The following is a 26,288-nucleotide window of genomic DNA, read 5'->3' as shown; positions in this document are numbered from 1 at the left end:
TACGGTCCGCCCCGGGTGGAACAGGCCCCGGGCTGCCGCTGCCGCAGGTCCGGGGCGTGCACAGTGAGGGCCCACCTCCGGTGCGGGGTGCGCCGGGCGCCGCTGCGCGCCGGGCCGGCGCCTCGCCTCGCCCCGCACCGCACCGACCCAGGAAGGGCCGCACCAGATGCCGTTCGCGACGGGCGTGCTCCCCACCGTGCTCCCCGCAGTGCTGTCCGCCGTCCTGATCCTGGCGCCGGCGGGAGTGCCCCCGGCTGCCGGCCCCCCGTCCGCGCCGGCGTTCGTGCCCGTACCCGCGTTCGCGCCCGTACGTGCGCTCGCCGGGCCGTACGACAGCCAGCCCCTGCACGGGACCGCCCTGTTCAGCGTGAAGGCCGCCGACAACGCGGCGGCACAGGAGTTCACCGTCTCCGGCACCCGCGTCTCCCGCGTGGCCGTCTACCTCGGCAGCACGGCCGCCACCGGCAGGGTGACCGCCCAGATCCGCCGCGACAAGGCCGACGCCGCATCCGTCATCGCCTCCCGGACCGTCAGCCTGGACTCCCTGGGCGGGGCCGGCGCCGGCTGGCTGGAGTTCCCGATCGGCGCCGACGTCACCCCCGGCACCACCTACCACCTGCACCTCCAGGCCACCACCACCGAGAACAAGACCATCGCCTGGTACGGCACGACCACCACCGTCCCCGACTCGCTGACCAGCTGGAACTACGACAAGGCGTACTGGGGCGGCTGGCACGCCTCCACCTCCTCCCGGCTGGCCTTCCGGGTGAACCCGCCCGACACCGAGCGCTGCGGCGAGACAGAGCCCTGCTACGTGCCCACCTCGGCGCTCGCCGCCCGCACCGCCGGACTGCTGTCCAACGGCACCGCCACCGAGGCCGTCCTGCCCTCCTTCGCGGTCGGCGCCGCGTACGTCGGCGGCAGCAACGTCCTGACCCTCCCGTCGGGCCGCCGCCGCTACCTGCCCGCCGGGGCCCGAAAGTCCGCCGTGGTGCCGGCGGACGATCCCGGAGCCCAGGCGCAGATCACCGAGAGCCGCGCCTGGCTCGCCGCCGGCCGGATCCCGGGCACCACCGCCGACCGGCGGGCCGCGGCACAGCGCGCACTGCTGTCCATGCGGGCCCTGCTCCAGCCCAACGGGGCCTTCGCCGCGGCCTGGTCGCCCCCGTGGGAGTACTCCTGGCCGCGGGACGGGGCCTTCGCGGCGGTCGCGTTCGCCGCCACCGGCCACGACGAGGAGGCCTACCGGATCCTGCGGTACGACGCCGACACCCAGCGCGCCGACGGGACGTGGGAGGCCCGCACCAAGCTGGACGGCAGCGGCCCGCCGGACAGCCGGGCCTGGCAGCTCGACGGCAACGGCTGGGTCCCCTGGGCCACTTGGCAGTGGTACCGGGCGGCGCCGGCCGCGGACCGGGACGAGCGGCTCCGTGCCCTGTACCCGATGGTGCGCAGGGCCGCCGACCACGCCGCCGCCTCCCTCGGCGCCGACGGCCTGCCGCCCGCCTCGCCCGACTACTGGGAACTGGGCACGGACACCCCCAACATCGGCACCGCCGCCCCGCTGCTGGCCGGCCTCAACGCCGCCGCGGACCTCGCCGACCGGCTCGGGCAGGGCCAGGACGCGGACCGCTGGGCCCTCGCCGCCCGGCGGCTGTCGGACGGCATCGCCGCCTCCTTCGCCCCGCTCGGCTACCCGCGCACCGCCGACGGCAGGCACGGCCGCGACAGCGCCGCCGCCTTCATGGCGCCGCCGGTCAACACGGCCCCCGCCGACGTGCGGGCCGCCCTGGACTCCACCCACGCGGCGCTGCTGCTGCCGAACGGCGGGCTCTCGCCCGGCAACGACCCGGGGTTCAGCTGGGGTTCGTACGCCTGGACCGCCAGCACGAGCTTCTTCGCGCTGGCCTGGGCCCACCTGGGCGAGACCGGGAAGGCGCAGGGCGTACTGGACTGGCTGCTGTCCAAGTGCAACGGCCTGGGCGAACTCCCGGAGACCGTCAACGGATCCGGCCGCCCCTCGTCCGTCGCCCCGCTCGGCTGGACCGGCGCGCTGCTGCTGATGACGGAACTGGCCCTGGAGGGCCGCCCGCTGCCCGCGCCGCCGCTGCGGCCCGCCCCGGACGCCGGGACGCGGTAGCGCGGTGGGGCGGGTGGCGCGGTGGCGCGGGACCGGGATGGGGCGTTCACCCCATGCGCCCGGGACCGGGGGATTCCTACGTTGTTGGTCCGGGTTCCGCCAGGGGGCCCGGACCGACACGAAATGGACCCATCACCATGACCGCCAAGACTTTCCGTATCGCTCCGCTCGCTGCACTGGCCACCGCCGGACTGCTCGTCGCCGGACCCGTCGGCGCGGCAACCGCGGCCCCGCAGCAGCAGACCACCACTGTGACGGCGGAGCAGCACCGGCCCGCCGCCAAGTTCGGCCCCTACGCCAGCAAGCAGGCGTGCCAGAAGGCGGGCAAGAGCGGGCAGGCGCAGGGCAAGTGGAAGCACTACGCGTGCAAGCAGATGAACCACAAGTGGTGGCTGTACACCTCTTGACCGGCCCTGCTCCGCCCTTCGTCCCCGTCGAACTGCCCCTTCCGCCCTCCACCCTCCCCGGCCCTCGGGTCCTCGGGAGCCCCCGGGACCCTCGGGTCCCGGGGGTCACTTCTGGGCGTGCTCGCCGAGGGTGAACAGCAGCCAGATGAAGCCGGCGAAGAGGTGGGTGCCGGCGATGTAGAAGAAGGCGCGCAGCGCGACGCCCTTCCCCTTCCACTGCTCGTAGCCGGCCTCGGCGTCGGCCCGGCCGCCCGCGGCCCGGCCGCCCGCGGCCCGGCCGCCCGCGGCCCGGCCGCCCGCGGCTCCGAGGCCGCCGCCGCGTGCACGTTCCTGCTGCTCCATCACGGCTCCCGCTGCCTGAATCCCATGTGGTCGTTGTCAGAACCCGGCAATTCTAGCCGCCCCGGGGCGGCGCCCCGCAGGTCTTGATCAACATCTGCCTAGTCCTGCTAGGGTGAAACCTAGAGCCCCTAGGAAGCGGACGTTGCGGGGCCGGGGAGCGGGAAAGGGTTGGGTGAACGGGGCATGGCACGTGCCGGGATCACCGTCGTCCGGCTGACGGAAGCAGCCGCGGCCATGGCCGACGAGGTCGGCCTGGAGAACGCCACGGTGTCGGCGCTCGCGCGGCACTTCGGAGTCAAGGACGCCAGCCTGTACTCGCACGTGCGCAACCTGCGGGAGCTGCGCGTACGGATCGCCCTCCTCGCCTCCGAAGAGTTGACCGAGCGCATCGCCGCGGCCGTGGCGGGCCGGGCCGGCCGGGACGCCCTCGTCGCCTTCGCCGACGCCTACCGCGACTACGCGCTCGCCCACCCGGGCCGGTACGCGGCCACGCAGATGCAGCTCACGCCGGAGGAAGTCGGCGGTTCCGCCGGCTTCCGGCGCAGCGTCGAGCTGACGTACGGCATGCTGCGCGCCTACGGGCTGCAGGAGCCGGACCTCACCGACGCAGGCCGCCTGCTGCGCAGCACCTTCCACGGCTACATCCACCTGGAGCTCGCCGGCGGCTTCGGCCACGCCCGCCCCGTAGGGGAGTCCTGGGCGCGCTCGCTCGATGCGCTCCACGTCCTGCTGGAGGCCTGGCCGGCGGGGGACGGGCGGCAGGAGACGCGGAGGGAAGCAGAAGAGGCAGACGAAGCAGAAGAAGCAGAAGCAGAAGCAGAAGAGCAGGGAAACCCATGACGGCCATGACGACGCCCACGCCCACCGCCGCGACGCTCGCCGTACCCGGCGCCACCCTCTACTACGAGACGCGCGGCAGCGGCCCTCTCCTGCTGCTGATCCCCGGAGGCGCGGGAGACGCCGGCATGTACGGGACCCTGGCCGCGGCACTCGCCGACCGGTACACCGTGGTCTCGTACGACCAGCGCTGCATGTCCCGCAGCCGGCTCGACGGGCCGCTCGCCGACCAGGAGGTGCGGGTCTGGAGCGACGACGCCCGCCGCCTGCTCGACCACCTTGCGCCGCACGACGAGGCGTTCGTCATGGGATGCAGCTCCGGCGCGATCACCGCGCTCGACCTGCTGGCCCGCCACCCCGACCGGGTACGCCGGACCGTCGCGCACGAGCTGCCGCTGCTGGAGCTGCTGGCGGACCCGGCCCCGCACCGGGCACTGTTCGCCGAGGTCCGCGAGACGGCCCGGACCCAGGGCCCCGGCCCGGCCATGGCCCGCTTCGGCGAGGGCCTCGCAGAGGGCAGGCCCGGCGACCACGACCACGGCCGTGATCGTGGTCGCGACGGCCACCACGGCGGCGAACTGCCCCCGGACCTGAAGGAGATGGCCGAGCGCATGTACGCCAACACGCCGGCGTTCCTGGAGCACGTGCTGTGCCCGTTCTCCTCGTCCGCCCCGGACGTGTCCGCCCTGCGCCGCGCCACCGGCAAGCTCGTCCTGGCGGTCGGCCGGGACTCGCGCGGTCTGGAGCCGCTCTACGGGCCGGCCGTCCGGCTGGCGGAGCTGCTGGGCGTCGGCGCGCCGGCCGAGTTCCCGGGCGGGCACCTGGCGGCGGTCGAACAGCCCCACGATTTCGCCGAGCACCTCGCCCCGCTGCTGCGCTGACTCCGCCCCCGCGCCCCGGATCGCGGTGGCGCGGGGTCATGCCGTGATCGCGACCGGTGGCCACCGCATCACCGCGGACCTGCCGGCGGCGACGCCGCCGAGATCGACTCCGACTCCGTCGGCCGCATCGCGTCGGTCCGCGTCGCGAAGCACCCCTGAGACGGGGTGCGGCCGGCCCGGGCGTGCGTCCGGCGCGTGCACGCCCGGGTCGGCCTCCGGCGTGTCAGGACAGCTTGCCGTTGTAGTCCGGCAGCTTGAAGGTGCGCTCGGCGTGACCGCCGACGAGGTCGCTCTGCTTGTTGCCGATATTGGCGATGATCTTGTAGCCGCGGGCCTCGATCTCGGCGCGCTTGGCCGTCTTGTACGTGCTGACCTCGTTGAACAGGTCGGGCAGGTCCCGCACGTACAGCCCGGACACCGGGTAGCCGACCGACCGGAGGTTGTTCTCCGTGAGGGAGCCGATGATCCCGGGGCGGGCGGTGACGAAGAAGATGGCGACGCCGCGCTCGTTGGCGTACCGGGTCAGGTCGCGGACCTCGGAGATCGCCGGGGTCGGGCACTCCCAGAACCAGTGGAAGTCCGTCTCCAGCGAGGAGTTGTCGATGTCGAGGACGATCGCCGTCTTCTCGCCGGCCGGCGTCTGCGCGATGCGCTGCTCGACGTAGGGGCGGGCGGTGGCCATGACGGCGGCCACGTCACGCTTCCAGGTGCCGTAGTCGATGCCCAGGATGGCCGCGTTGCCGCCGGGCGCGGACGCCGTCGCCGCGGCCGGCGTGACCGCCGCCGGGGCGGCGGCCGGGGCGGCGGCCGGGGCCGCCTGGGAGGTGCCGGCGGGGGCCAGCAGCAGGACGGCGGTGGCCGCTGCGGTGGCAGTCGCGGTGCCGAGCGTACGGATACGGGTGGGGGTGGGGATACGGGTGCTGCGCATGTGGGGGCGCTCCTCGTGCTGGCGGATTTGGCATGTACGCGGCCAGAATCGGCAAGATCACGCCCCATGTCTACTGGTCGGTAGGAAATTTCTTCCGCCCAACAGGTGAACGCTCGTCTGTTCCGAAACCGGAGGTCACCCGTCTGGTCGCCGTTCCGCCGCCGTCCGAGGGGTGGGAGGTGCCCGTGATGTGTGCGGTGTGCGGCCCGCACGGCCGGACGGCCGCCGCCGCCACCTCCGCTGGCTTGATCAGTCGCCTGATGGCGGACCGGGTCGGCGCGCTCCACCGGGGCGCGGGGATCGGGGCCACGTGCTGCAGCCCGGCGTGTACGCCCACCCGCCGACGAGGGCCGCCACCGCCTTCGCGGACTCCCCGCGGACGCGAGCGCCAGCGCTGCGGCGGTGGTGCGGCGGTGGTGTGCGTGCTGCGGGGCGGGGGCTGCGAGGAGCGGGGAGCGCGCGGGCGGGGACGAGCGGCTGATCGGGGGCCGGGACGCCCCCGGACGCTCCTCCGACCCCAGTCGGGCGAAGCCCTGCCCCCGGCTCCCGCCCGTCCCGCCCGTCCCGCCCGTTCCGTTCGGCTGCGCCCCGCCGAGCCCCGCCCTCCCCCTCCCCGTACCCGGGGACTATGCCCAGCAGGGGCGCGCACGCGGCCCGTCGGGTCCGTCCGGATTCGGTCAGGGCCTGCCGGCCAGGGTCGGCTAGGAGCGGTAGACGCGGAGGTCCGAGACCTCGTACGACATCTCGGTCACCCCCGGTTCGGGGGCGGGGTGGTAGCGGCCGGCGCACACCGACAGGTTCACGATGATGTACGCCCGCCAGCGCCGGCCGACGCCGCTGCGGTCGGCGTACACGCGGGTGCCGTTGACCCACCAGACGACCGACCGGGCGCCGAACCTCACCTTGAGGTCCACCCAGCCTCCCGGCTCCACGGCCGGGTTGCGGTAGTAGTGCGAGCCGCCGCGCAGCACGTGGTTGGACAGTTCCAGCAGGTCGGGGTTGTCGGGGTGGTACTCGAAGACGTCGACCTCCTGGCCGCCGTCGCGCCAGGTCCAGATCGCCGGCCAGGCGCCTATCTCCTCCGGGAGCCGGACGCGCGCCTCCAGGACGTCCTCCGCGCGCAGCAGGAAGCCCTCCTTGCTGCCCTCGGTGGTGAGCAGGCCGGCGTCCCACTTGCCGTCCGGGCGGCGGGTGGCGCGGAAGGTGCCGCTGCGGCTGTAGGCGGGGTCGGGGGTGAGGTAGTCGAGTTTGTTGTCGCCGGGGTTGATGGGGCCGCCGTTGGGATAGGCCCAGGACCTTCCGGCGACCCACTGGGTTGTCGAGCTGAAATCTGCCGTGAACACGGGTGCGGCCGCAGCGGGGCGGCGGAACCGTGCGAGGAGTTGCGAGATCACACGGAAGGCCTGCCCGGGGCGTGGCGACGCCACGCCGGGGACCGGTAGCGGAACGGCTTTTGAGCGGGGGATGTGCACCGGTGCGCCGGGCCTGCTCCGGCGCACCCGGTGCGGTGCGGTGCGTGTGCGGTGTGCGTGGTGCGGGTGGGCGTACGGGTCAGGACCCGGACTGCTCCTGCTCCTGGCGTGCCGCGCGCTCCGCGTTCCGTTCCCTGATGCGGGCCGTCTCCTTGCGGACGTCGGCCTGCGTGGCGCGCTCCTTCTGGAGCCACTCCGGGTTCTCCTGCTTGATCGCGTCGATCTGCTCGGTGGTGAGGGCCTCGGTGACCCCGCCGCGGGCGAGGCCGGCGATGGAGACGCCGAGCCGGGCCGCGACCACCGGACGCGGGTGCGGGCCGGTGCGTCGCAGCTCCTGCAGCCACTGGGGCGGGTCGGCCTGCAGCGCGTTCAGCTCGCTGCGGGAAACGACACCCTCCCGGAACTCCGCGGGGGTGGCTTCGAGGTACACACCCAGCTTCTTTGCCGCGGTGGCGGGCTTCATGGTCTGGGTGGTCTTGTGCGACGTCATGAAGACAAGAATATCGACCGTGTGCGCTCCTCCTGACCACGCCCGGTAACCTGGCCGGGTGACAGGCTCGGAAGCACGACCCCCGCTCTCTCCCTCGTTCCGGCTCGCGTACGTCCCCGGAGTGACCCCCGGCAAGTGGGTACGGATCTGGAACGAGCGCCTGCCCGACGTTCCGCTGACCCTCCTCCAGGTCTCCGCCGGCGAGGCTCCGGGCACCCTGCGTGACCGTGGTGCCGATGCGGGCCTGGTGCGGCTGCCCATGGACCGCACGGCCCTGTCCGCGATCCCCCTGTACACCGAGACCACCGTCGTCATCGTCCCCAAGGACCACCTCGTGGCCGCCGTCGACGAGGTCACCCTCGCCGACCTGGCCGACGAGATCGTCCTCCACCCCCTCGACGACACCCTCGGCTGGGAGGCCCTTCCCGGGCGTCCCGCGTTCGAACGCCCGGCGACGACCGCCGACGCCGTCGAACTGGTCGCGGCCGGCATCGGCGTCCTCGTCGTCCCCCAGTCCCTGGCCCGCCTGCACCACCGCAAGGACCTGACCTACCGGCCGGTCACCGACGCCCCCGCGTCGCGGGTCGCGCTCTCGTGGCCGGAGGACGAGACCACCGACCTGGTCGAGCACTTCATCGGGATCGTCCGCGGCCGCACGGTCAACAGCACCCGCGGCCCCCAGCCGGCCGCGGCGCAGCCGAAGCAGCGGGGCCGCTCCGAGGCGAAGGGCGGCGGCCGCGGTTCCGCGGCGGGCCGGCCGGCGGCCGGGAAGAACCCGCGCGGCGGGTCCGCCGGCGCGGGCGGCGCCAAGGGCGGCAAGGGAACGGGGAAGGCCACCGGCACCGGCAAGGGGGCGGCCAAGGGAGTCAAGGGCGCCAAGGGCGGCAAGCCCCGTCGCCGTCCCTAGCCGGCCCCCCCCTGCCCCGCCGGTGCGCGTGCCGGGGCGGCCGCGGGTCCGCGGCGTGACAATGGTGGTGCGATGCCGTACATAGCCGTGAGCGCGCTGAGCCATTCCGGGCTGATACGGGACCACAACGAGGACAGTCTCGTCGTCGGACCGTGGACACTGTGCGCCACCGTCACCCGCAACCCGCAGACGTTCGTCTTCCCCCTCGGCGAGCCCCTCGTCGTCGCGGTCGCCGACGGGATCGGCGGGCAGCCGGCCGGCGAGGTCGCCAGCGCGCTGGTCGTACGCCAACTCGCGGCGCTCGGGCCCGCCCTGGCCAGCGAGGGCGCCGTCCGGGAGGCGCTGGCCATGTGCGACCAGGCGGTGTACGCGGCCGCGGACAGCGATCCGGGGCTGGCCACCATGGGCACGACGGTCGCCGGGGCCGTCGTCCTCGGCGAGTCGCTGATCTCCTTCAACGTCGGCGACAGCCGCGTCCTCGACGCGACGCAGGAGGAGCTGTTCCAGGTGAGCGTGGACGACAACCCGCCCCTGGCGCCCGGGCAGCGTACGACGTCCGTGCTCACGCAGGCCATCGGCGGCGCCCACCACAGCACCGGCATCACACCGCACGTCGCGACGCGGGCCGTCGCGGCGGGGGACCGCTACCTCGTGTGCTCCGACGGGCTGACCGACGCCGTGCCGGAGGAGGAGCTCGGCGAGCTGCTGCGGGTGCACGACGACGGCAAGGCCGCCTACGAGCTGTGGCGGGCCGCAATCGAGGCGGGCGGCCCCGACAACATCACCCTCGCCCTCCTGCGCATCGGCGAGTAGCCCCGCCTGCGTGTCGGCAACCAGTCCCGCCTGCACATCGGCGAGCAGTCCCGCCTGCACATCGGCGAGCAGCCCCGCCTGCACATCTGCGTCCCGGCTCAGCCCGGTTCCCGGCCTCCGCCCAGCGAGTGCCGGCGCAGCATGCGGGAGATGTCCGCCGCGGTCACGATGCCGACGAGCCGTTCCCCGTCCAGTACCAGGATCGGCAGCCCGGCACTCGGCCGCAGCGCGTCCAGCGCCGCCGTCAGCAGATCGCCCGGAGCGGCCACCGTGCACCGCTCCCGCGGGGTCGCCACGTCGCGGACCCGCAGTTCCTCCCGCTGCGCGGCCGGGACGGCGGCCAGCCGGGCCATGTGCACGATCCCGCTCGGCCGGCCGTCGAAGTCGAGGAGGGGCAGCACCGAGTGCCGTGCGTCCAGGGCCACCTCGTCGATGAACCGCGGCACGGCGAGCCAGTCGGCCCCGGTGACCACCGGCGCCGACATGGCGTCGGCCACCCGCACCCCCTCCAGGGCCGCGCGCAGCTCCGAGGTGCGCCGCTCGGCGCCCGCGACGACCGCCATGAACAGGCCCACCAGGACCAGCCACAGTCCGCCGGGGGAGCCGCGCAGGAAGGAGACCCAGCCGAAGCCGGCCAGCAGCACGCCGAAGACCTGCCCGCTGCGCGAGGCCGCCCGTTCCGCCCGCTCGCGGTCGCCGGTGCGCCACCACAGCAGCGCCTGCAGCACCCGCCCGCCGTCGAGGGGCGCGGCCGGCAGCAGGTTGAACACCCCGAGGAACACGTTCGTCCAGCCCAGCCACACCAGGACGGCCGCGGGCACGGCCCAGCCGGTCAGCGTGTGCAGCCCGAAGCCCGCGCCGAGGGCGACGCCCCCGACGGCGAGGCTGGCGACCGGCCCGCTGACGGCCACCGCGAACGCCACCCCGGCGCTCTGCGGCCGCCCCATCCGGGTCATGCCGCCCAGCGCCCACAGGGTCACGTCCTCCACGGAGATGTTCTTCCTGCGGGCGGTCGCCGCGTGCGCGGTCTCGTGCAGCAGCAGACTGCCCAGGAGGAGCAGGGCGCCGATGGCCGCGGCGACGGTGTAGACGGTGTGGGAGTGCCCCGGCGTCCAGGCGGGCAGGGTCTGGCGGCCGAGCCCGTACGCGAACAGCACCACCAGCAGCGGAACGCTCCAGTGCATCCGCAGGGGTACTCCGACCACCCGCCCGATGGGGACCGAGCCGTTCATCGTCGTCTCCTGCCCCTCGGAGGCCGGACCACACCCCCATTGTCACCCCGGGGTGCGCGGGCGCCGCCTCCCCGGAGGGCCCGGGCCTCCCCGGGGCTCGGCCCTCCCCGGGGGCTCAGGCCTCCGCGGCGACGGCGGCCGGCGCCGCCTCCAGCTCCCACGCGTGGCGCTTGAACTCCGACCGGAAGTCGGCGTGGTCCTCCCACTGCCGGGCGATGCCGCGCAGCACGTCCCAGTGGTGCTCCACCGACTGGTCGATGACCCGGCCCAGGGCCGCGTCGGCCGTGGCCCGCTTCTCCAGGAGCCCCTTGACCGCCGAGGCCTCCAGCACCGCGTTGCGCAGCGCCCGCAGCGCGCGCGAGGTGTCGTCCATCGCGAAGCCGCGCTCGCTGCCGGTCGCCTCGTCGAACAGCGGGGTGAGCCGCGCCTCGATGAAGGCGGTGATCCGCTCGAAGTGCTGCACGTCCATCGGGGCTCCCTCTCCGGCCGCGCACGGCGGCCCGGAACATCGCGTGTGTCACGTTTTCTTCCGCCGACCGGATCCTGCCCGGGCGGCGCGCTTGCAGGATATCGGCCGAAGATCCGCAACAGGACTGCCCCGGCAGCGCAACGGATCTGCGGTATCACCGTCGCTCCGCGTCCTCCCGGTGTTACCTTCCGTGTCGTCGGTGTGCGCGTATCGATCAGTCGGGGGGCGGGGCATGATGAGCGCAACGGCGGAGCTCAGCCATGCGGAGGGGACGGACGCGTTCCTGCGGCACATGATCTGGCGCCATCCGGACCAGCGGCAGCCCGTGGTGGCCCTGCTCGGGCCCCGGCAGTCCGGCAAGTCCAGCGTGCTGCGCTCCCTGTCCCAGGGCTGCGGATCGACGGTGGTCCACGCCCACCTCGACTTCAACGAGACCCCGCTCGACCCGGTGTCCGCGGCGGCCCTGGTCGCGTTCCAGATGATGCGCGGCTGGGACACGTTGCGCCGCAGCCCGGTGTTCCACCGCTTCGCCCTCGGGCTGCTCGCGCTCAACGAGGTACTGGAACCCGACCGGGCCCGCGCCACGGACCAGATCCGCGACCTGATCCGGCAGTACACGCGCAACACCCGCCGCGGCCGCTTCGCCTCCCGTCTGGAGGACGCCGTGGACGCCACGATGGACGTGGTGGTCACCGGTGCGCTCAGCCCGCTCGTCCAGGGCCCCCGCGAGGTGGCCGGCGCCGTACGGGACGGGGCCCGGCCCGTGATCGGGTCGCTGTTGCAGAGCACCGCCCGCTGGGGCCTGCGCGACGCGCTGCGCTGGCACGTCGGCATCCCCGAGGCGGAGGACGCGGGCCATGTCGACGCCCTGGTCCGGCTCAGCTCCGCCTCCCGCTCCGCGGCGGTGGCACCGCTGCTGGCGGCCTTCCTCGCCGACGCCAAGGACCAGGCGGAGCGGCACCCGGCCCTGCGCTCGGCCTGCTCCTGCGAGATCCCGCCGTCCGAGCCCGCCCGCGGCCGGCACGACCACGCCTGGGTGCTGTTCGTGGACGGCGCCCAGACCCCGGCCGGCCGCCGCTTCCTCACCGCCCTCGTCGCCGCCCGGATCCGCAACGAGCAGCACGCGCCGGGACCGTTCGGCGCCGCCGCGGACCCCCTCGTCGTCCTCGCCGCCTGCGACCAGTGGCAGCCGGAGTGGACCACCCGCTGGTGCGAGCCCTGGCGCACCACCCCGCTGCCGGAGAGCCCGCAGCGCCGCATCCCCCTGCTGTCCCGCGCCACCCGTACGGTGTGGACCCGGCAGGACGAGCCGGGCGGCGGCCCGGACCCGCTCTCGGCGGCCCACTACTGGTACCCGGTCTGGCTCGACCCGATGCCCGAGGACCGCGTCGCGGACGTCGCCGACAGCGGGGGCTCCCTGGCCGCGCCCGTCCCCGCCTCCGTCGCCCACGCCCTCACCGGCGGCCACTGGGGGGCCGCCCTCACCCTGCAGGACCAGCGCGCCTCCGCGTCACCCGACGCGGACGCCGCCGAACGGGACAGACCCCTCCCGGCCGCTGTAGACGCGGGCGGAAGACCCCTGTGGTCGCGGGCCCTGGAGAACAGCCTCCCCGAGGGGCTCGCCGCGCCCGGCCGGCAGTGGGCCGGCGTGCCGCCCGTCGTCCTCGCCGCCGCCTACCTCGCGGACATGCGCACCGCCGACGACCCCCGCGTGCCGCCCGAGATAGCGGACCTGCCGCGCAGCCTGGAGCTGCTGCGCCGCAACCTGTGGGTCAGCACCTTCTTCCACCGCCCCTCCCTCATCCGGGAGGTCGGCTGGGGCGAGGCCGACCGGCCCCCCGTCCTGCACCCCTGGCTGGGCCGCTGCGCGCTCACCGCCCTGGCCGCTGCGCCCGCGACCGTGCCGGCCCCCGCCGCCGACCGGCCGGCCCACGCCGTCCCGCCCCGGCCGGGCGGGGACGCCCCGGCCGACCCGTGGCGCGACGTGTTCACCCGGCAGGCCCAGGCCCTGGCCTCGCTGACCTCCGCCCACAACGGCTCGGCCGTCGCCCGCGACGAGCAGCAGCTCTTCTACGCGCTGGCCCTGGGCGACTTCCCCCCGGTCGCCGAAGCGCTCGCCCAGCGGTTCGACCGCGACCACCGCGCCTGGGTGCGGCTCCTCGACTACCTCGCGTCGGCGCCCTGCCGCCTCGTCCACCGGCAGTCCGCGCAGGAGGCGTACGCACTCCTCCTCGCCGGGATCGAACAGACCGGCCGGGACGTCGTCTCGGTGGCCACCGCAAAGCTCCTGGCCCTGCTGTGGCTGTACAACGACCCGCTCACCGAGCGCAGCCGGCGATGGGACGCCCAGATCGAAGAGGGCTTCGAACGCCTGGCGCACAACTCCCGTCTGCTCGACGTCAGCGCCCTCCAGCAGGCCGGCGCCCGCTTCGCCTGATCCTTCCGCGCCACGCGTGGGCGTGGCCGTGCGCACCGCAAGGAGTCCCTCATGCCCGCAGGTGTACGCATTCCCCGGTTCCTCCGGTGGCGCCGCCATCCGGTGGTGTCGGTGATCGTCATCCTCCTGGTCCTGGCCGGCGCCGTCGTGGGCGGCGAACGGCTCTACGGCATCCTCTTCCCGCCCGAGCTGTCGTGCGGGAAGGGGATGACCGCCACCACCGGCAAGCCCCGGGCCTGTGTCGGGGTGAACATCGAGGGCAAGCCGTTCACGAAGAACGACCCGGACCGCATGCGCGCGCTCCAGAAGGAGATAAACGCCGCCAACGACGCGGTGACGGGGGAGTCCACCAGCGTCGTGCTGATGCTTAACCTGTCGCCCGTCCACGACGTGGACACCCTGACCTACGAGTCGCTGTACCACAACATCGAGGGCGCGATCACCGCCGTCTGGCGGGCGAACAACACGGCCGCGTACGGCAGCAGGCCCGGCGTCAAGCTCTACCTCGCCAACATGGGCAGCCGGTACGGGGCCTGGCAGCAGGCGGTGGACAGCGTCGAGCAGCACGCCGGGCCCGAGCGCATCTCGGCGGTCGTCGGCCTCGGCCAGTCCACCGACCAGACCAGGCAGGCCGCCGCGGCCATCTCGTCCCGGCTGCACATCCCGGTCATCGGCTCCACGGTCACCGGCAACTCGATGAACCTGGACCCGGCGGACCCGGCGGGCAAGAAGCTGATCCCCGACATGTTCCGCGTCTCGCCGACCAACACGGACACGGTGATCGCCGCCAACCAGTACGTGTCGGGGCTGAAGCCGGCGGTCACCTCCATGGCCGTGATCGCCGACGGCGTCGAGGGCGACGACTACACGGCCAGCCTGGCGGCCGAGGCCAAGGTCCGCTTCCAGGCCCCGGACCGCACCCTGACCGTGCTGCCGTACACCTCGCCCCGCGACATGCCCAGCGGCGCGGGCCGCTCCGACTACCTGGTGCAGCAGTTCACGCTGATGCACGCCAACCTGTGCCAGGCGGCCCCGTCCGCCGTGTACTTCGCCGGCCGCGGCCGCGACCTGGGCGCCTTCGTCCAGACCTGGGTGCAGGGGGCGCCCTGCGGCATCGGGCAGCTGCACATCCTGGCCGGCGACGACGCCTCGGAGGCCATCCGCGACGACGTGGTCCTCAAGGGCATCGCCTCGGGCCGGGTCACCGTGGCGTTCACGGCGCTGGCCAGCCCGGAGGAGTGGGGGTCCGAATGCCCCGGGACGGACGCCAAGCGCAACTACGACCAGTTCTGGTCGGCGTTCACCGGCCGTCCCGACCCGTGCACGCAGCAGCCCCTGGCCACCACGCAGGGCGCCCGGCCGCCGCTGTCGTTCGATCCCGCGAGCCTGGCCAGCGGGCAGGCGATGCTCACGCACGACGCCGTGGCCGCCGCGGTCAGCGCGGCCCGGCGCGAGGGGGCGGGCGTGAAGAACCCGGGCCTGCTGACCGGCATCCTGCACCAGTTCTACTGCGCGCAGATGCTGCCCGGAGCCAGCGGGTGGCTGTCGTTCGGGAACGACGGGAACCCCGTCGGCAAGCCCATCCCCGTCGTGCGGATCAACGCGGACGGGACGACGAAGACGGCCACCCTGACCTGGCCGAGCTCCGCGCCCAACGTGAGCCTGCCGCAGCGGGGCGGCACGGGAGCCCCGGGCTGCTGACCCGTCCCCCTCCCGGCCGGCCCCCGCCGGCGCACGTGCGCCGACGGGGGCGGTGCGTGCTCCGGCGCCGTGCCGGACTCAGCGGCAGAGCCGGGCCGCCAGCTCCAGCTCGCCCGCCAGCACCGCCGGGTCGCGGGGCCCGATGTGCGGGCGGCGAGGGGGCGTACGCGGAACCGGTTGCCCGGGGTCAGCTCGTCGGCCTCCCGGATCATCAGGTCCTGGAGCGCCGGCGGGATCGCCCGGTCCGCGGTGAACTTCAGGAAGGTGCGCGGGATGCGCCCCCCAGCTCTCCGGCAGGCCGCGCGCGTCGGAGACCGAGATCGAGGCCGCCTCGTCCGGTTCCAGGGTGTTCATCAGGGCCCGGACCTCGGCGTCGGTGTAGTCGAGGCCCAGCGCCTCCTTGCAGGCGGCGAAGAACGCCGGGTCGTTGGAGCGCCAGTTGACCCGGTTGAGGCCCGGCTCGGGCGGGGTGGGCACGCTGGTCATCCGGAACAGCATGCTGGTGGCCGCCTCCGGAGTGGTCATCAGCTCCAGCACCGTCTTCCGCTGCGCGGGGCAGAACGCCGAGGCGCAGACCAGGTGGTCGATCAGCTCGGGGATCCGGTTGGCGACCGCGTTGACGGTCGCCCCGCCCAGGCTCTGGCCCACCAGGACCACCGGGCCGTTGCATCGGGCCCGCCGTACCACCGCCTCCACGTGGTCGGCGTAGTCCTTCAGCGTCATCCTGCCCAGCGGGGAGGCTCCGTGCGCAGCCGCTCCAGGTCCTGCGGCGACTGGTAGGAGAGCGGGAAGTAGGCGCCGGATCCGTGCCCGGGGAGGTCGACCGCCACCGCGCGGTGTCCGCGCAGCCCCAGCTCGGCCACCACCGTGGCCAGTCCGTAGGAGTTGCTGCCGGCGCCGTGGACCAGGACGAAGGTGACCGGGCGGGCGGGCCGGGAGGCGGCCTCGGCGGCGGTCGCCCCCGCGCCCACCGCGGCGACGGCGCCGGCCCCTGCGACGGCGGCCCTCAGGACGGTGCGGCGGGAGCGTCCGTTGCTGCCGCCCGCCGACAGCCCGCCAGTTGTGACACTCGTTTCACTCGTGTCACTCATGCGGCCGGCAGTACGCCCGGGTAACCCGACGGCACGGACGAAATCCGGCCAACCCGCCTGAACCCAGGGGTGATGCGCACCACCCGTCACCTCGGTCGAGATCGGGACAATCGACGGACCGCCGGGCGGAACACCCGGATCCATGGCGATTCGGTCACCCCGGGGCCGCCCCGCGGCCGCTCGCCCGCCGCCTCCGCCCCTGCCCGGCAGGCCGCGCCCCCGCCCGTCCGGGCCCCGCCCGCCGATCCGGCCACCGGCGCGCGGGCTGCGCGGCAGCCGCCGGGCGGGCGGAACTTGCCAACGGCACCTGCACCCCCTCGACGGGCCCTCGGGCCGACCCGTTGAGTCGTCCCCGCGCCCACCGCACCGGCGAACCGGGCGCTTTCCGTACCGATCCGAGGAGCATTCATGCGCATGATCCGATCGGCCTTCGCGCTCGGCGCGGCCGCCCTCACCCTCACGGCCGCGGGCGTCGTCCCCGCCACCGCGGTCGAGCAGGCGCCGGCCCCCAAGGCGGCCAAGTTCTGCGCCTACGTCGTCGACACCGGCGAGGGCGGCTGCTTCGCGACCCGGGCCCAGGCCGCCGAACTCGGCGCGCAGCGGGAATACAAGGACCTCGGCAGGATATGGAGCGACGCCAACTCCGGCGGCAGCGAGTTCACCTTCCGCGGCAGCGTCGGCTGCAACTGGCGCTACCCGGAGTTCAACGAGCTCTCCAAGTGGGGCTGGAACGACACGGTGAGCTCGGCCCAGGGCATCACCTGCCCCCTCACCCTGTGGGAGCACAAGGACTTCCGGGGCGCCCACCAGACCTACCACGGCTACAACGCGTACGTCGGTGACGGCATGAACGACAAGGCGTCGTCCATCAGCTTCGACCTGCGCTGACCCGACGGCGGCGGGCGGTGCCCCGGCACCGCCCGCCCCTCCACCAGCCGGCGGTGCGGGCCTCCCCGTACGGGTGACACGGCCCGTACGTCTCCCCGCCCGGGGCACCCCCGTCACCGACGATCGCAGGCGGCCGGAAACGCTCCGGCCGCCGCCGGAGCCGGACGCCTGGGAGAAACACGTGCACATCCTGCTCGCCGCCAGTGCCTTCAACAGCCTCACCCAGCGGGTCCACGCCGAACTGCGGGACCGCGGGCACAGCGTGGCGGTCGAGCTGGTCCTGCCGGACGGCCGCCTCGCCGAGGCCGTCGACCGGCACCGGCCCGATCTCGTCATCGCGCCCATGCTGAAGACGGCCATCCCCCGCGAGGTCTGGTCCCGGCACGTGTGCCTCGTCGTCCACCCCGGCCCCGTCGGGGACCGCGGCCCCTCCTCGCTCGACCGGGCCGTCGCCGAGGGCGCGGACACCTGGGGCGTCACCGTCCTCCAGGCCGACGCGGAGATGGACGCCGGCCCGGTCTGGGCCACCGCGGACTGCGTGCTCCCGCCCGTCGCCAAGAGCGACGCCTACCGCGGCGAGGTCTCCGACGCCGCCCTCACCGCCGTCCTCCGGGCCGTCGACCGCTTCGCCTCCGGCACCCACGTCCCCGAGCCCCAGACGTCCGGCCGCGCCCTGCCGTACCTGCGCCAGGAGGAGCGCCGGATCGACTGGGCGCACGACTCCACCGACCGCGTCGTACGCACCCTGCGCGCCGCCGACTCGCAGCCCGGCGTCCTCGACGACCTGCTCGGCGGCCAGTGGTACCTGCACGGCGGCCACCCGGAGGACGGGCTGCGCGGCCGCCCCGGCGAACTCCTCGCCACCCGGGCCGGCGCGATCTGCCGGGCCACGGCCGACGGGGCGGTGTGGATCCCCGAACTGCGGGCCCGGCGCACCCCCGGCGAGCCTGCCCCCGTCAAGCTGCCCGCCACCCTCGCCCTCGCCGGCCGGCTGCCCGCCCTGCCCGAGATCCCCGCACCGCCGGACACCGGCACCGGGGCCGGCCCGCGCACCTGGTCGGACATCCGCTACCGCGAGGACGGCGAAGCCGGCTTCCTGTCGTTCTCCTTCCCCGGCGGCGCGATGAGCACCGAGCACTGCCGGCGCCTGCTCGCCGCCTACCGCGAGGCCTGCTCCCGCCCCACCTCCGTCCTCGTCCTCGGCGGCGGCCGCGACTTCTTCTCCAACGGCATCCACCTCGGCGTCATCGAGGCCGCCGCCGACCCGGCCGAGGAGTCCTGGGCCAACATCAACGCCATGGACGACCTCGTCGAGGCCGTGCTGACCACCACCGACCGGCTCGTCGTGGCCGCCGTCGGCGGCAACGCCGCCGCCGGCGGGGCCATGCTCGCCCTCGCCGCCGACGAGGTCTGGCTCCGGTCCGGGGCGGTCCTCAACCCGCACTACCGGCTGATGGGCCTCCACGGCTCGGAGTACTGGACGTACACCCTGCCCCGCCGGACCGGGACCGGCGTCGCCCAGCGCCTCACGAGCGAGGCCCTGCCCGTCGGCAGCGAGGCCGCCCGCCGCCTCGGACTGGCCGACCGGACCATCGACTGCACCCCGCAGGCCTTCGCGGACGAGACCGCGCGCCTCGCGGTCCGGCTGGCCGACTGGCCCGGCACCCGGTCCCGTATCGCCGGCAAGAAGGCCCGCCGCGAGGTCGACGAGACGCTCCGCCCCCTCGCCTCCCACCGCGCGACCGAACTGGCCCGGATGCGGGAGGCCTTCTTCGACCCGCAGGCCCCCTACCACGCCCTGCGCAGGGCCTTCGTCCGCAAGGAGACCCCGGCCGGCACCCCGCCGCACCTGGCACGGCCCGCCCGGGGGCGGCGCACTGCCGCCGACCCCGGGCAGCGCCCCGGATTCACCGCACCGGCCCAGTCCGACAGGGCAGGCGGCCCGGCCGGCTGCTAGCAAGAAGGGTGGGGGCGGCCGCAGACCTTCCCCCGCGGCCGTCCCCGTCTCGGCAGGACCCCCTTCCCGCATCCCCGCCCAAGGAGCGATCCGCATGGCTGCTGGAACGCAGAGCACGGTAGAGGACCCCACGATCCACATCCTCTGGATCAACGCCGGACTGAGCTGCGACGGCGACTCGGTGTCCCTGACGGCCGCGATGCAGCCGAGCATCGAGGAGATCGTCACGGGCACCCTCCCCGGCCTGCCCAAGATCGCCGTCCACTGGCCGCTCATCGACTTCGAATGCGGTCCGGTCGGCGGCGCCGACACGTTCATCGAATGGTTCTTCAAGGGGGAGCGCGGCGAGATCGACCCCTTCGTCCTCGTCGTCGAAGGCTCCGTCCCCAACGAGAAGATCAAGCCCGAGGGCTACTGGTGCGGCTTCGGCGACGACCCGGAGACCGGCCAGCCCATCACCACCAGCGAGTGGATCGACCGGCTGGCGCCGAAGGCCCTCGCGGTGGTGGCGATCGGCACCTGCGCCACGTACGGCGGCATCCACGCCATGGAGGGCAACCCCACGGGCGCCATGGGGGTCCCCGACTACCTGGGCTGGAACTGGACCTCCAAGGCCGGTATCCCGATCGTCTGCGTACCCGGCTGCCCGATCCAGCCGGACAACTTCTCGGAGACCCTGACCTACCTGCTCTACCAGGCGGCCGGCTCCGCCCCGATGATCCCGCTGGACGACAAGCTGCGCCCGACCTGGCTGTTCGAGCACACCGTCCACGAGGGCTGCGACCGGGCCGGCTACTACGAGCAGGGCCAGTTCGCCGAGTCGTACGACTCGCCCCAGTGCCTCGTCAAGGTCGGCTGCTGGGGCCCGGTCGTCAAGTGCAACGTCCCCAAGCGCGGCTGGATGAACGGCATCGGCGGCTGCCCGAACGTCGGCGGCATCTGCATCGCCTGCACCATGCCCGGCTTCCCCGACAAGTTCATGCCGTTCATGGACCAGCCGCCGGGCGCCACGGTCTCGACCAAGGCCAGCGGCGCGTACGGCGCCCTGATCCGCAGGCTGCGTGCGGTCACGCTGCACACGGTGGACGAGGAGCCGAAGTGGCGCCGCACGGGCCGGAAGATCACCACCGGGTACCGCCCGCCCTGGTGACCCGGCCGGGCCGCGCCGGCCCGTCCCCGGGCCGGCGCCCGCGCCCCCGTACGCCCCGCCTCGTCCGCCTCCCGCACCCTCACGATTCCGCTCCCGCACCCGCTTCCAGAAGGGCCACGGCAGAAACGATGACACCGAAGACGAAGGCGGCCGGCGACGGCAGCGGCCTGGTGGAGATGGCCTGGGATCCGATCACCAGGATCGTCGGCAGCCTCGGCATCCACACGAAGATCGACTTCAAGCAGAAGCGCGTGGCCGAGTGCTACAGCACCTCGTCCGTCTTCCGCGGCTACAGCGTCTTCATGCGCGGCAAGGACCCCCGCGACGCGCACTTCATCACCAGCCGCATCTGCGGGATCTGCGGCGACAACCATGCCACCTGCTCCGTCTACACCCAGAACATGGCCTACGGGGTCAAGCCGCCCCACCTCGCCGAGTGGATCATCAACCTCGGCGAATCGGCCGAGTACATGTTCGACCACAACATCTTCCAGGAGAACCTGGTCGGGGTCGACTACTGCGAGAAGATGGTCCGCGAGACCAACCCCGGCGTCCTCGACCTCGCCGAGCGCACCGAGGCCCCGCACGCCGCCGAGCACGGCTACCGCACCATCGCCGACATCATGCGCTCGCTCAACCCCATCGAGGGCGAGTTCTACCGCGAGGCCCTCCAGGTCAGCCGCTACACCCGCGAGATGTTCTGCCTGATGGAGGGCCGCCACGTGCACCCCTCCACGCTCTATCCGGGCGGCGTCGGCACCATCGCCTCCGTCCAGCTCTTCACCGACTACATGAGCCGCCTCATGCGGTACGTCGAGTTCATGAAGCGCGTCGTGCCCCTCCACGACGACCTCTTCGACTTCTTCTACGAGGCCCTGCCCGGCTACGAGGAAGTAGGCCGCCGGCGCGTCATGCTGGGCTGCTGGGGCGCCCTCAACGACCCGGAGCACTGCGACTTCACGTACGCCAACATGACCGACTGGGGACGGAAGATGTTCGTCACCCCGGGCATCATCGTGGACGGCAAGCTGGTCACCAACGACCTCACGAAGATCAACCTCGGCATCCGCATCCTGCTGGGCAGCTCGTACTACGACGACTGGGCCGGCCAGGAGCAGTTCGTCCGCCACGACCCGCTCGGCAACCCGGTCGACCCCCGCCACCCCTGGAACCAGCACACCATCCCCGCCCCGCAGAAGCGGAACTTCGACGACAAGTACAGCTGGGTCATGTCCCCGCGCTGGTTCGACGGCACCGAGCACCTCGCCCTCGACACCGGCGGCGGCCCCCTCGCCCGCCTGTGGTCCACCGCCCTGTCCGGGCTCGTCGACGTCGGCTACGTCAAGGCCACCGGCCACAGCGTGGTCATCAACCTGCCGCGCAGCATGACCAAGCCGGAGACCACCTTCGAGTGGAAGATCCCGCAGTGGAGCAACGCGCTGGAGCGCAACCGCGCCCGCACGTACTTCCAGGCGTACGCGGCCGCCATCGCGCTGCACTGCGCCGAGCAGGGTCTCGCCGAGGTCCGCGCCGGACGCACCCAGACCTGGGAGAAGTTCGAGGTGCCGGACGAGTCCATCGGCTGCGGCTTCACCGAGGCCGTCCGCGGCGTCCTCTCGCACCACATGGTCATCCGCGACGGGAAGATCGCCAACTACCACCCGTACCCGCCGACCCCGTGGAACGCCAGCGTCCGCGACTCCTACGGCACCCCCGGCCCGTACGAGGACGCCGTCCAGAACACCCCGATCTTCGAGGAGAACACCCCGGAGAACTTCAAGGGCATCGACATCATGCGCGCCGTGCGCAGCTTCGACCCCTGCCTGCCCTGCGGCGTCCACATGTACGTCGGCGGCGGGAAGACCGTGAAGTCGATGCACGTGCCCACCGGCCTGAGCGGACTGGGCGGATGAGCGCGGCCGTCATCGACGCCCGGCAGGCCGGCCGCCGCGTCGAGGAGGTCCTCGACCGGCTGGCCGCCTCCGGCGACCGGCAGGCCTGCGCGGCCGCCGAGGAACTCGTCCGCGTGCTCATGGACTTCTACGGCGCCGGGCTCGCCCGGATCGTGGAGCGGCTCGGCACGGGACCGGTCGCCCGCATGCTCGGCGACGACCTGGTGGCCGGCCTCCTCGCCCTGCACGACCTGCACCCCGACGACGTGGACACCCGGATCGCCCGCGCCCTGGAGTCCCTGCCCGACCCCGTCGAGCTGATCGGATTCGACGAGGCCACCGGCACGCTCAGGCTGCGGTCCGCCGCCCCGGCCACCGGCTGCGGCTGCGCCGGCAACGCGGAGGCCGCCAGGCGGAGCGTCGAGGACGCCGTCGCCTGCCTCGCCCCCGAGGTGACCGCCGTCGAACTGGTCCCCGCCGCCCCCGCGCCCGCCCTGCTGCAGATCGGCACCCGGCCGCCGACCCCGGTGCGCGTGCCGTGAGCCCGGCCCGCGCCCAGACCGCTGCCGCGTCCCCGTCCCCCTCCTCGTCTCCGTCGCCGTCCGTGCCCGTACGGGTGCCCGTCTCCGCGTCCGTGCCCGGCCGCGACCGGACTGCCGTGCCCGGCTCCGACCGGACCGCCGTGCCCGGCCTGCGGCGCTTCACCGGGCCGCGCCCGCCGCGCCCCGAGGCCTGCGAACTGTGCGGGGTGCCGGTGGCCGGGCAGGGCCACCGGCACCTGGTGGAGACCGAGAAACGGGCCCTGGTCTGCGCCTGCACGCCCTGCGCCCTGCTCTTCGACCGCACCGGGGCCGGCGCCGGGCGGTACCGCACCGTCCCCGACCGCTACCTCACCGACCCCGCCCACCGGCTCGACGACAGCGCCTGGGAACGGCTGCGGATCCCGGTCGGCGTCGCCTTCTTCTTCCGCAACGCCGCCCTCGACCGGCTCGTCGCGCTCTACCCCAGCCCCGCCGGGGCCACCGAGAGCGAACTCGACCCGCAGACCTGGCAGTCCGTCCTCGGCACCGGCCGGCTCGCCGGGATGCTGGAGCCCGACGTCGAGGCGCTGCTCCTGCGCCGCACCCGGGACCGCACCGACTGCCACCTCGTCCCCATCGACATCTGTTACGAACTGGTGGGCCGCATGCGGCTGCTGTGGCAGGGCTTCGACGGCGGCGCGGAGGCCCGCGCCGCCCTCACCGCCTTCTTCGCCGAGGTCGAGCGGCGCGCCACCGCACTGCCCGCACCCGGGACGGACGGGCAGGAGAGGCTTCCGTGACCGACTTCGCCTTCACCTGCACCGGCGTCCGCGCCGACCCGTACGCGGCCGGCCCCACCCTCGTCTTCCGGCTGCGCATCACCGCCTCCGGCGGCACCCGCGTCCACGCCCTCGCCCTGCGCTGCCAGCTGCGCATCGAACCGGCCCGGCGCGACTACGGGCCCGCCGAGGCCGCCGCCCTCCACGACCTGTTCGGCGACCGCTCCCGCTGGGGCAGCACCCTGCACCCCGTCCAGCTCGCCCAGGTCGCGGTCATGGTCCCCGGCTTCACCGGCGAGACCGAGACCGACGTCGCCGTGCCCTGCAGCTACGACACGGACATCTCCGCCGGCCGCTACCTCGCCGCCCTGGAGGACGGCGAGGCGCCCCTGCTGATGCTGTTCTCCGGTACGGCGTTCACCGGCGCCGGCGGCTTCCACGTCGAGCCCGTGCCCTGGGACCGCGAGGCCTCCTGCCGGCTGCCCGTCACCGTGTGGCAGGAGATGATGGAGCAGCACTTCCCCGGCTGCGGCTGGCTGCGGCTGCCCCGCGCCACCATGGCGGACCTACTCGCCTACCGCTCCCGCCGCGCGCTCGCCTCCTGGGAGGAGACCGTGCGGTCCCTGCTCGACGCGGCGCCCGCCGACGGGCCCGCCGACGGGCCGCCGCCCCGGGACCCCGCCCGGTCCGGCGCCTTCCTGCCGCGCGCCGCCGGGAGGACCGCGCCATGACCACGACCACCGCCGCGGTGCCGGAGTCCCGCTTCGCCCTCGCCCGCCAGGTCGCCGACGCCGTCCTGTTCGAGGGCTACGTGCTCTACCCGTACCGCGCCTCCGCCGCGAAGAACCGGATGCGCTGGCAGTTCGGCGTCCTGGTGCCGCCCGCCTGGGGCCCCCGGCACGGCGAACACTCCGCCCAGCGCACCGAGCTGGTGGCGGAACCCCGCGCAGACGCCTCCGTCGCCGTCGAACTGCGCTTCCTGCACGCCCGGCGCCGCACCGTCGAAGAGGCCCGCGCCGACGGCGCCTTCGCCGCCGTGCCCGGACTGCACCTGCCCGACCGGGTCCTCGTCCCCTGGGACGAGGGATGCGAGGAGCGGGTCGGGATGAGCGTCCGCGTCGCCGACCTGGAGGCCGGCGAGGTGTCGCTGCCGTTCACCCGGCCCGCCCGCGAGGAGACCGAACCCGTCCTCGACGCCGACGGACGGCAGGTCGGCCGCCTGGTCCGGCGCACCGAGCGGATCGACGGCGTCCTGCGCCTGCACGCCCGGCAACTGGACGTCCCGTACCGGGCGCTGAAACTCACGGCGGTCGTCGAGAACACCGCCGACTGGACCCCGCCCGACGAGGGATCCGACCGCGACGCCGCCCTGGCGCGCTCGCTCGTCGCCGCGCACCTCCTGCTCGGCCTGAGCGCCGGCTCCTTCCTGTCGATGACCGACCCGCCCGAATGGGCCCGGGCCTCGGTCGCCGGCTGCGACAACCGGCACACCTGGCCGGTGCTCGCCGGCGAGGGCGGCCGCGCCGACGTGGTCCTGTCCTCCCCGATCATCCTGGAGGACCACCCGCGGATCGCCCCCGAGAGCGCCGGGGCCATGTACGACGCCACCGAGATCGACGAGATCCTCGCCCTGCGCACGGCGGCCCTGACCGACATGGAGAAACGCGAGGCACGCGGCACCGACACCCGTGCGGCCGCCGTGATCGACCTGGCCGACACCCTGCCCCCCGAGGTGTGGGAACGGCTCCACGGCGCCGTCCGGTCCCTGCGCGAGATCACCGAGCCGGGCGCCGCCGCCCCGCCGGCCGGGCCCGCACCGCTCGACGGGGATGCCGTGTTCCGGCCCGACACCCCCTGGTGGGACCCGGCCCACGCGGACCCCGCCGACCCGGCCCGCGACCGGATCACCGTCGACGGGACGGCCGTCGGCACGGGCAGCCGCGTACTGCTCCGGCCGGGGCTGCGGCGCACCGACGCCCAGGACCTGTTCCTCCGGGGCCGCACCGCCCTCGTCGAGGCCGTGCTCCGCGACGTCGACGGCGGAGTCCACCTCGCCGTCACCGTCGACGGCGACCCCGGCGCCGACATCCGCCGCGCACAGGGCCGCTTCCTGTACTTCCAGCCCGACGAAGTCACCCCCCTGGAGGACGCGTGAGCCGCCGGATCCTGGTCGCCGGCATCGGCAACGCCTTCCTCGGCGACGACGGCTTCGGCGTCGAGACCGTCCGACGGCTGTCCGCACCCGGGACCCGCCTCCCCGACGGGGTGGAGACCGCAGACATCGGCATCCGCGGCGTCCACCTCGCCTACCGGCTCCTCGACGGCTACGACACCCTCGTCCTGGTCGACGCCACCGCCCGCGGCGGAGCCCCCGGCACGCTGTACCTGATCGAGGCCGGCGGGGACGGGCCCGTCGCCCCGCAGGCCCCCGTCCTCGACGGCCACCAGATGTCCCCCGACGCCGTGCTCGCCCTGCTCGACACCCTGTGCGCCGGAACCGGGGCCGCCCCGCCCCGGCGCACCTGGGTCGTCGGCTGCGAACCCGCCTGCCTGGACGAGGGGATCGGACTGAGCCCCCCGGTGGCCGCCGCCGTCGACGAGGCCGTGCGCATGGTGCTGGACCTCGTACACCACCGGGACGAGGAGACGCCGCAGACCGAACCGGGTGTCGCCGCCAACTGAGGAGTAGCCCATGAGCTCGAACAAGACCGTGATCGGCGGCTGGGCCGCCGCCGTCATCGCCCTGCTGGTGCTGAAGGCGCTCCTGCCCGACCTCCAGCGCTACCTGCGCATCCGCCGCATGTGACCGCGGGACGACCGCGGAACGGCCGCGGGACCGCTTCAAGGCCCGGTCCCGCGGCCCGTTCGCGGCCGAATGGCGTACGGCCGGCCCGGCGCGTTGGCGCGCCCGGCCGTACCGCACCCCGCCCGCGGGTCTAATGAGGCCCGGCAGG

The 26,288-nt window shown here is 74.2% G+C and carries 26 protein-coding genes; 18 read left to right on the top strand and 8 right to left on the bottom strand.

The genetic code is table 11. The features are described from left to right. Positions 1-166: 166 nt before the first annotated feature. Positions 167-2,140 (top strand): hypothetical protein, encoded by a 1,974-nt coding sequence (locus ACIQUT_RS16670; RefSeq protein ID WP_403563637.1) that lies wholly within the window; start codon positions 167-169, stop codon positions 2,138-2,140. A gap of 137 nt (positions 2,141-2,277) precedes the next feature. Beyond that, positions 2,278-2,547, top strand: coding sequence for a hypothetical protein (locus ACIQUT_RS16665; RefSeq protein WP_403563636.1), 270 nt, complete (start codon positions 2,278-2,280; stop codon positions 2,545-2,547). A 105-nt stretch (positions 2,548-2,652) separates the two neighbouring features. Here ACIQUT_RS16665 and ACIQUT_RS16660 read toward each other — a convergent pair whose 3' ends face one another. Beyond that, positions 2,653-2,889: a DUF6126 family protein gene (locus ACIQUT_RS16660; RefSeq protein WP_403563635.1), complete on the bottom strand. Its 237-nt coding sequence runs from the start codon at positions 2,887-2,889 to the stop codon at positions 2,653-2,655. A gap of 183 nt (positions 2,890-3,072) precedes the next feature. On the opposite strand from ACIQUT_RS16660, the gene ACIQUT_RS16655 reads away from it, so the two are divergent. Then, positions 3,073-3,729, top strand: a complete 657-nt coding sequence (locus tag ACIQUT_RS16655; RefSeq protein ID WP_403563634.1) for a TetR/AcrR family transcriptional regulator — start codon at positions 3,073-3,075, stop codon at positions 3,727-3,729. After that, positions 3,726-4,607 (top strand): alpha/beta fold hydrolase, encoded by an 882-nt coding sequence (locus tag ACIQUT_RS16650; protein WP_403563633.1) that lies wholly within the window; start codon positions 3,726-3,728, stop codon positions 4,605-4,607. Before ACIQUT_RS16655 ends, ACIQUT_RS16650 begins: the two co-directional genes overlap by 4 nt. A gap of 223 nt (positions 4,608-4,830) precedes the next feature. Here ACIQUT_RS16650 and ACIQUT_RS16645 read toward each other — a convergent pair whose 3' ends face one another. From ACIQUT_RS16645 to ACIQUT_RS16635, 3 genes are all read right to left on the bottom strand, one after another. Continuing rightward, the gene (locus tag ACIQUT_RS16645; protein WP_403563632.1) at positions 4,831-5,535 is read right to left on the bottom strand and encodes an HAD family acid phosphatase; all 705 of its coding nucleotides are present in this window, start codon (positions 5,533-5,535) and stop codon (positions 4,831-4,833) included. A gap of 701 nt (positions 5,536-6,236) precedes the next feature. Next, positions 6,237-6,929, bottom strand: coding sequence for a beta-glucanase (locus tag ACIQUT_RS16640; protein WP_403563631.1), 693 nt, complete (start codon positions 6,927-6,929; stop codon positions 6,237-6,239). Between the two features lie 157 nt (positions 6,930-7,086). After that, the gene (locus tag ACIQUT_RS16635; RefSeq protein ID WP_403563630.1) at positions 7,087-7,497 is read right to left on the bottom strand and encodes a DUF5997 family protein; all 411 of its coding nucleotides are present in this window, start codon (positions 7,495-7,497) and stop codon (positions 7,087-7,089) included. 58 nt (positions 7,498-7,555) lie between these two features. Here ACIQUT_RS16635 and ACIQUT_RS16630 point away from each other — a divergent pair, with 58 nt between their 5' ends. Both ACIQUT_RS16630 and ACIQUT_RS16625 read left to right on the top strand, forming a co-directional pair. After that, positions 7,556-8,404: a LysR family substrate-binding domain-containing protein gene (locus tag ACIQUT_RS16630; protein WP_403563629.1), complete on the top strand. Its 849-nt coding sequence runs from the start codon at positions 7,556-7,558 to the stop codon at positions 8,402-8,404. Between the two features lie 72 nt (positions 8,405-8,476). Further along, positions 8,477-9,217, top strand: coding sequence for a PP2C family protein-serine/threonine phosphatase (locus ACIQUT_RS16625; RefSeq protein ID WP_403563628.1), 741 nt, complete (start codon positions 8,477-8,479; stop codon positions 9,215-9,217). Between the two features lie 98 nt (positions 9,218-9,315). Here the strand turns inward: ACIQUT_RS16625 and ACIQUT_RS16620 are convergent, their stop codons facing one another. Together ACIQUT_RS16620 and ACIQUT_RS16615 are read right to left on the bottom strand one after the other, a co-directional pair. Further along, positions 9,316-10,449: a site-2 protease family protein gene (locus ACIQUT_RS16620; RefSeq protein WP_403563627.1), complete on the bottom strand. Its 1,134-nt coding sequence runs from the start codon at positions 10,447-10,449 to the stop codon at positions 9,316-9,318. A gap of 115 nt (positions 10,450-10,564) precedes the next feature. Next, on the bottom strand, positions 10,565-10,918 hold the full coding sequence (locus tag ACIQUT_RS16615) for a hypothetical protein (protein ID WP_403563626.1): 354 nt from the start codon (positions 10,916-10,918) through the stop codon (positions 10,565-10,567). A 232-nt stretch (positions 10,919-11,150) separates the two neighbouring features. On the opposite strand from ACIQUT_RS16615, the gene ACIQUT_RS16610 reads away from it, so the two are divergent. Both ACIQUT_RS16610 and ACIQUT_RS16605 read left to right on the top strand, forming a co-directional pair. Then, entirely contained in the window at positions 11,151-13,355 is a 2,205-nt protein-coding gene (locus ACIQUT_RS16610; protein WP_403563625.1) for a hypothetical protein, read from the top strand. 51 nt (positions 13,356-13,406) lie between these two features. Next, positions 13,407-15,056 (top strand): hypothetical protein, encoded by a 1,650-nt coding sequence (locus ACIQUT_RS16605; protein ID WP_403563624.1) that lies wholly within the window; start codon positions 13,407-13,409, stop codon positions 15,054-15,056. 78 nt (positions 15,057-15,134) lie between these two features. Here the strand turns inward: ACIQUT_RS16605 and ACIQUT_RS16600 are convergent, their stop codons facing one another. Both ACIQUT_RS16600 and ACIQUT_RS16595 read right to left on the bottom strand, forming a co-directional pair. Then, positions 15,135-15,779 carry an alpha/beta fold hydrolase gene (locus ACIQUT_RS16600; protein ID WP_403563623.1) on the bottom strand — a complete coding sequence of 215 codons (645 nt, stop codon included), beginning with the start codon at positions 15,777-15,779 and terminating at the stop codon, positions 15,135-15,137. Continuing rightward, positions 15,776-16,147 (bottom strand): alpha/beta fold hydrolase, encoded by a 372-nt coding sequence (locus ACIQUT_RS16595; protein ID WP_403563622.1) that lies wholly within the window; start codon positions 16,145-16,147, stop codon positions 15,776-15,778. The genes ACIQUT_RS16600 and ACIQUT_RS16595 overlap by 4 nt, the downstream gene beginning before the upstream one ends. Before the next feature lie 408 nt (positions 16,148-16,555). On the opposite strand from ACIQUT_RS16595, the gene ACIQUT_RS16590 reads away from it, so the two are divergent. The 10 genes from ACIQUT_RS16590 (at position 16,556) to ACIQUT_RS16545 (ending at position 26,140) form a co-directional block, all read left to right on the top strand. After that, complete coding sequence (locus ACIQUT_RS16590) at positions 16,556-17,035, top strand: hypothetical protein (protein WP_403563621.1); 480 nt, start codon at positions 16,556-16,558, stop codon at positions 17,033-17,035. A gap of 181 nt (positions 17,036-17,216) precedes the next feature. Continuing rightward, positions 17,217-18,992, top strand: a complete 1,776-nt coding sequence (locus ACIQUT_RS16585; protein WP_403563620.1) for an enoyl-CoA hydratase-related protein — start codon at positions 17,217-17,219, stop codon at positions 18,990-18,992. A gap of 94 nt (positions 18,993-19,086) precedes the next feature. Next, the gene (locus ACIQUT_RS16580) at positions 19,087-20,142 is read left to right on the top strand and encodes a hydrogenase expression protein HypE (protein ID WP_403563619.1); all 1,056 of its coding nucleotides are present in this window, start codon (positions 19,087-19,089) and stop codon (positions 20,140-20,142) included. Between the two features lie 128 nt (positions 20,143-20,270). Then, the gene (locus tag ACIQUT_RS16575; RefSeq protein ID WP_403563618.1) at positions 20,271-22,055 is read left to right on the top strand and encodes a nickel-dependent hydrogenase large subunit; all 1,785 of its coding nucleotides are present in this window, start codon (positions 20,271-20,273) and stop codon (positions 22,053-22,055) included. After that, a complete protein-coding gene (locus tag ACIQUT_RS16570) occupies positions 22,052-22,576 on the top strand; it encodes a hypothetical protein (RefSeq protein ID WP_403563617.1) in 525 nt (174 codons plus the stop codon). The genes ACIQUT_RS16575 and ACIQUT_RS16570 overlap by 4 nt, the downstream gene beginning before the upstream one ends. Before the next feature lie 92 nt (positions 22,577-22,668). Next, complete coding sequence (locus tag ACIQUT_RS16565) at positions 22,669-23,355, top strand: DUF5947 family protein (RefSeq protein ID WP_403563678.1); 687 nt, start codon at positions 22,669-22,671, stop codon at positions 23,353-23,355. Further along, positions 23,352-24,065 carry a DUF6084 family protein gene (locus tag ACIQUT_RS16560; protein WP_403563616.1) on the top strand — a complete coding sequence of 238 codons (714 nt, stop codon included), beginning with the start codon at positions 23,352-23,354 and terminating at the stop codon, positions 24,063-24,065. Before ACIQUT_RS16565 ends, ACIQUT_RS16560 begins: the two co-directional genes overlap by 4 nt. After that, positions 24,062-25,489 (top strand): hypothetical protein, encoded by a 1,428-nt coding sequence (locus tag ACIQUT_RS16555; RefSeq protein WP_403563615.1) that lies wholly within the window; start codon positions 24,062-24,064, stop codon positions 25,487-25,489. The genes ACIQUT_RS16560 and ACIQUT_RS16555 overlap by 4 nt, the downstream gene beginning before the upstream one ends. Beyond that, the gene (locus tag ACIQUT_RS16550) at positions 25,486-26,016 is read left to right on the top strand and encodes a hydrogenase maturation protease (protein ID WP_403563614.1); all 531 of its coding nucleotides are present in this window, start codon (positions 25,486-25,488) and stop codon (positions 26,014-26,016) included. Before ACIQUT_RS16555 ends, ACIQUT_RS16550 begins: the two co-directional genes overlap by 4 nt. A 10-nt stretch (positions 26,017-26,026) precedes the next feature. Further along, a complete protein-coding gene (locus ACIQUT_RS16545) occupies positions 26,027-26,140 on the top strand; it encodes a DUF6893 family small protein (RefSeq protein WP_403563613.1) in 114 nt (37 codons plus the stop codon). Positions 26,141-26,288 lie beyond the last annotated feature (148 nt).

The organism is Streptomyces sp. NPDC090445, assembly GCF_044769385.1.
Taxonomy (GTDB): Bacteria; Actinomycetota; Actinomycetes; order Streptomycetales; family Streptomycetaceae; genus Streptomyces.
This window is presented reverse-complemented; position numbering and strand designations above follow the sequence as displayed.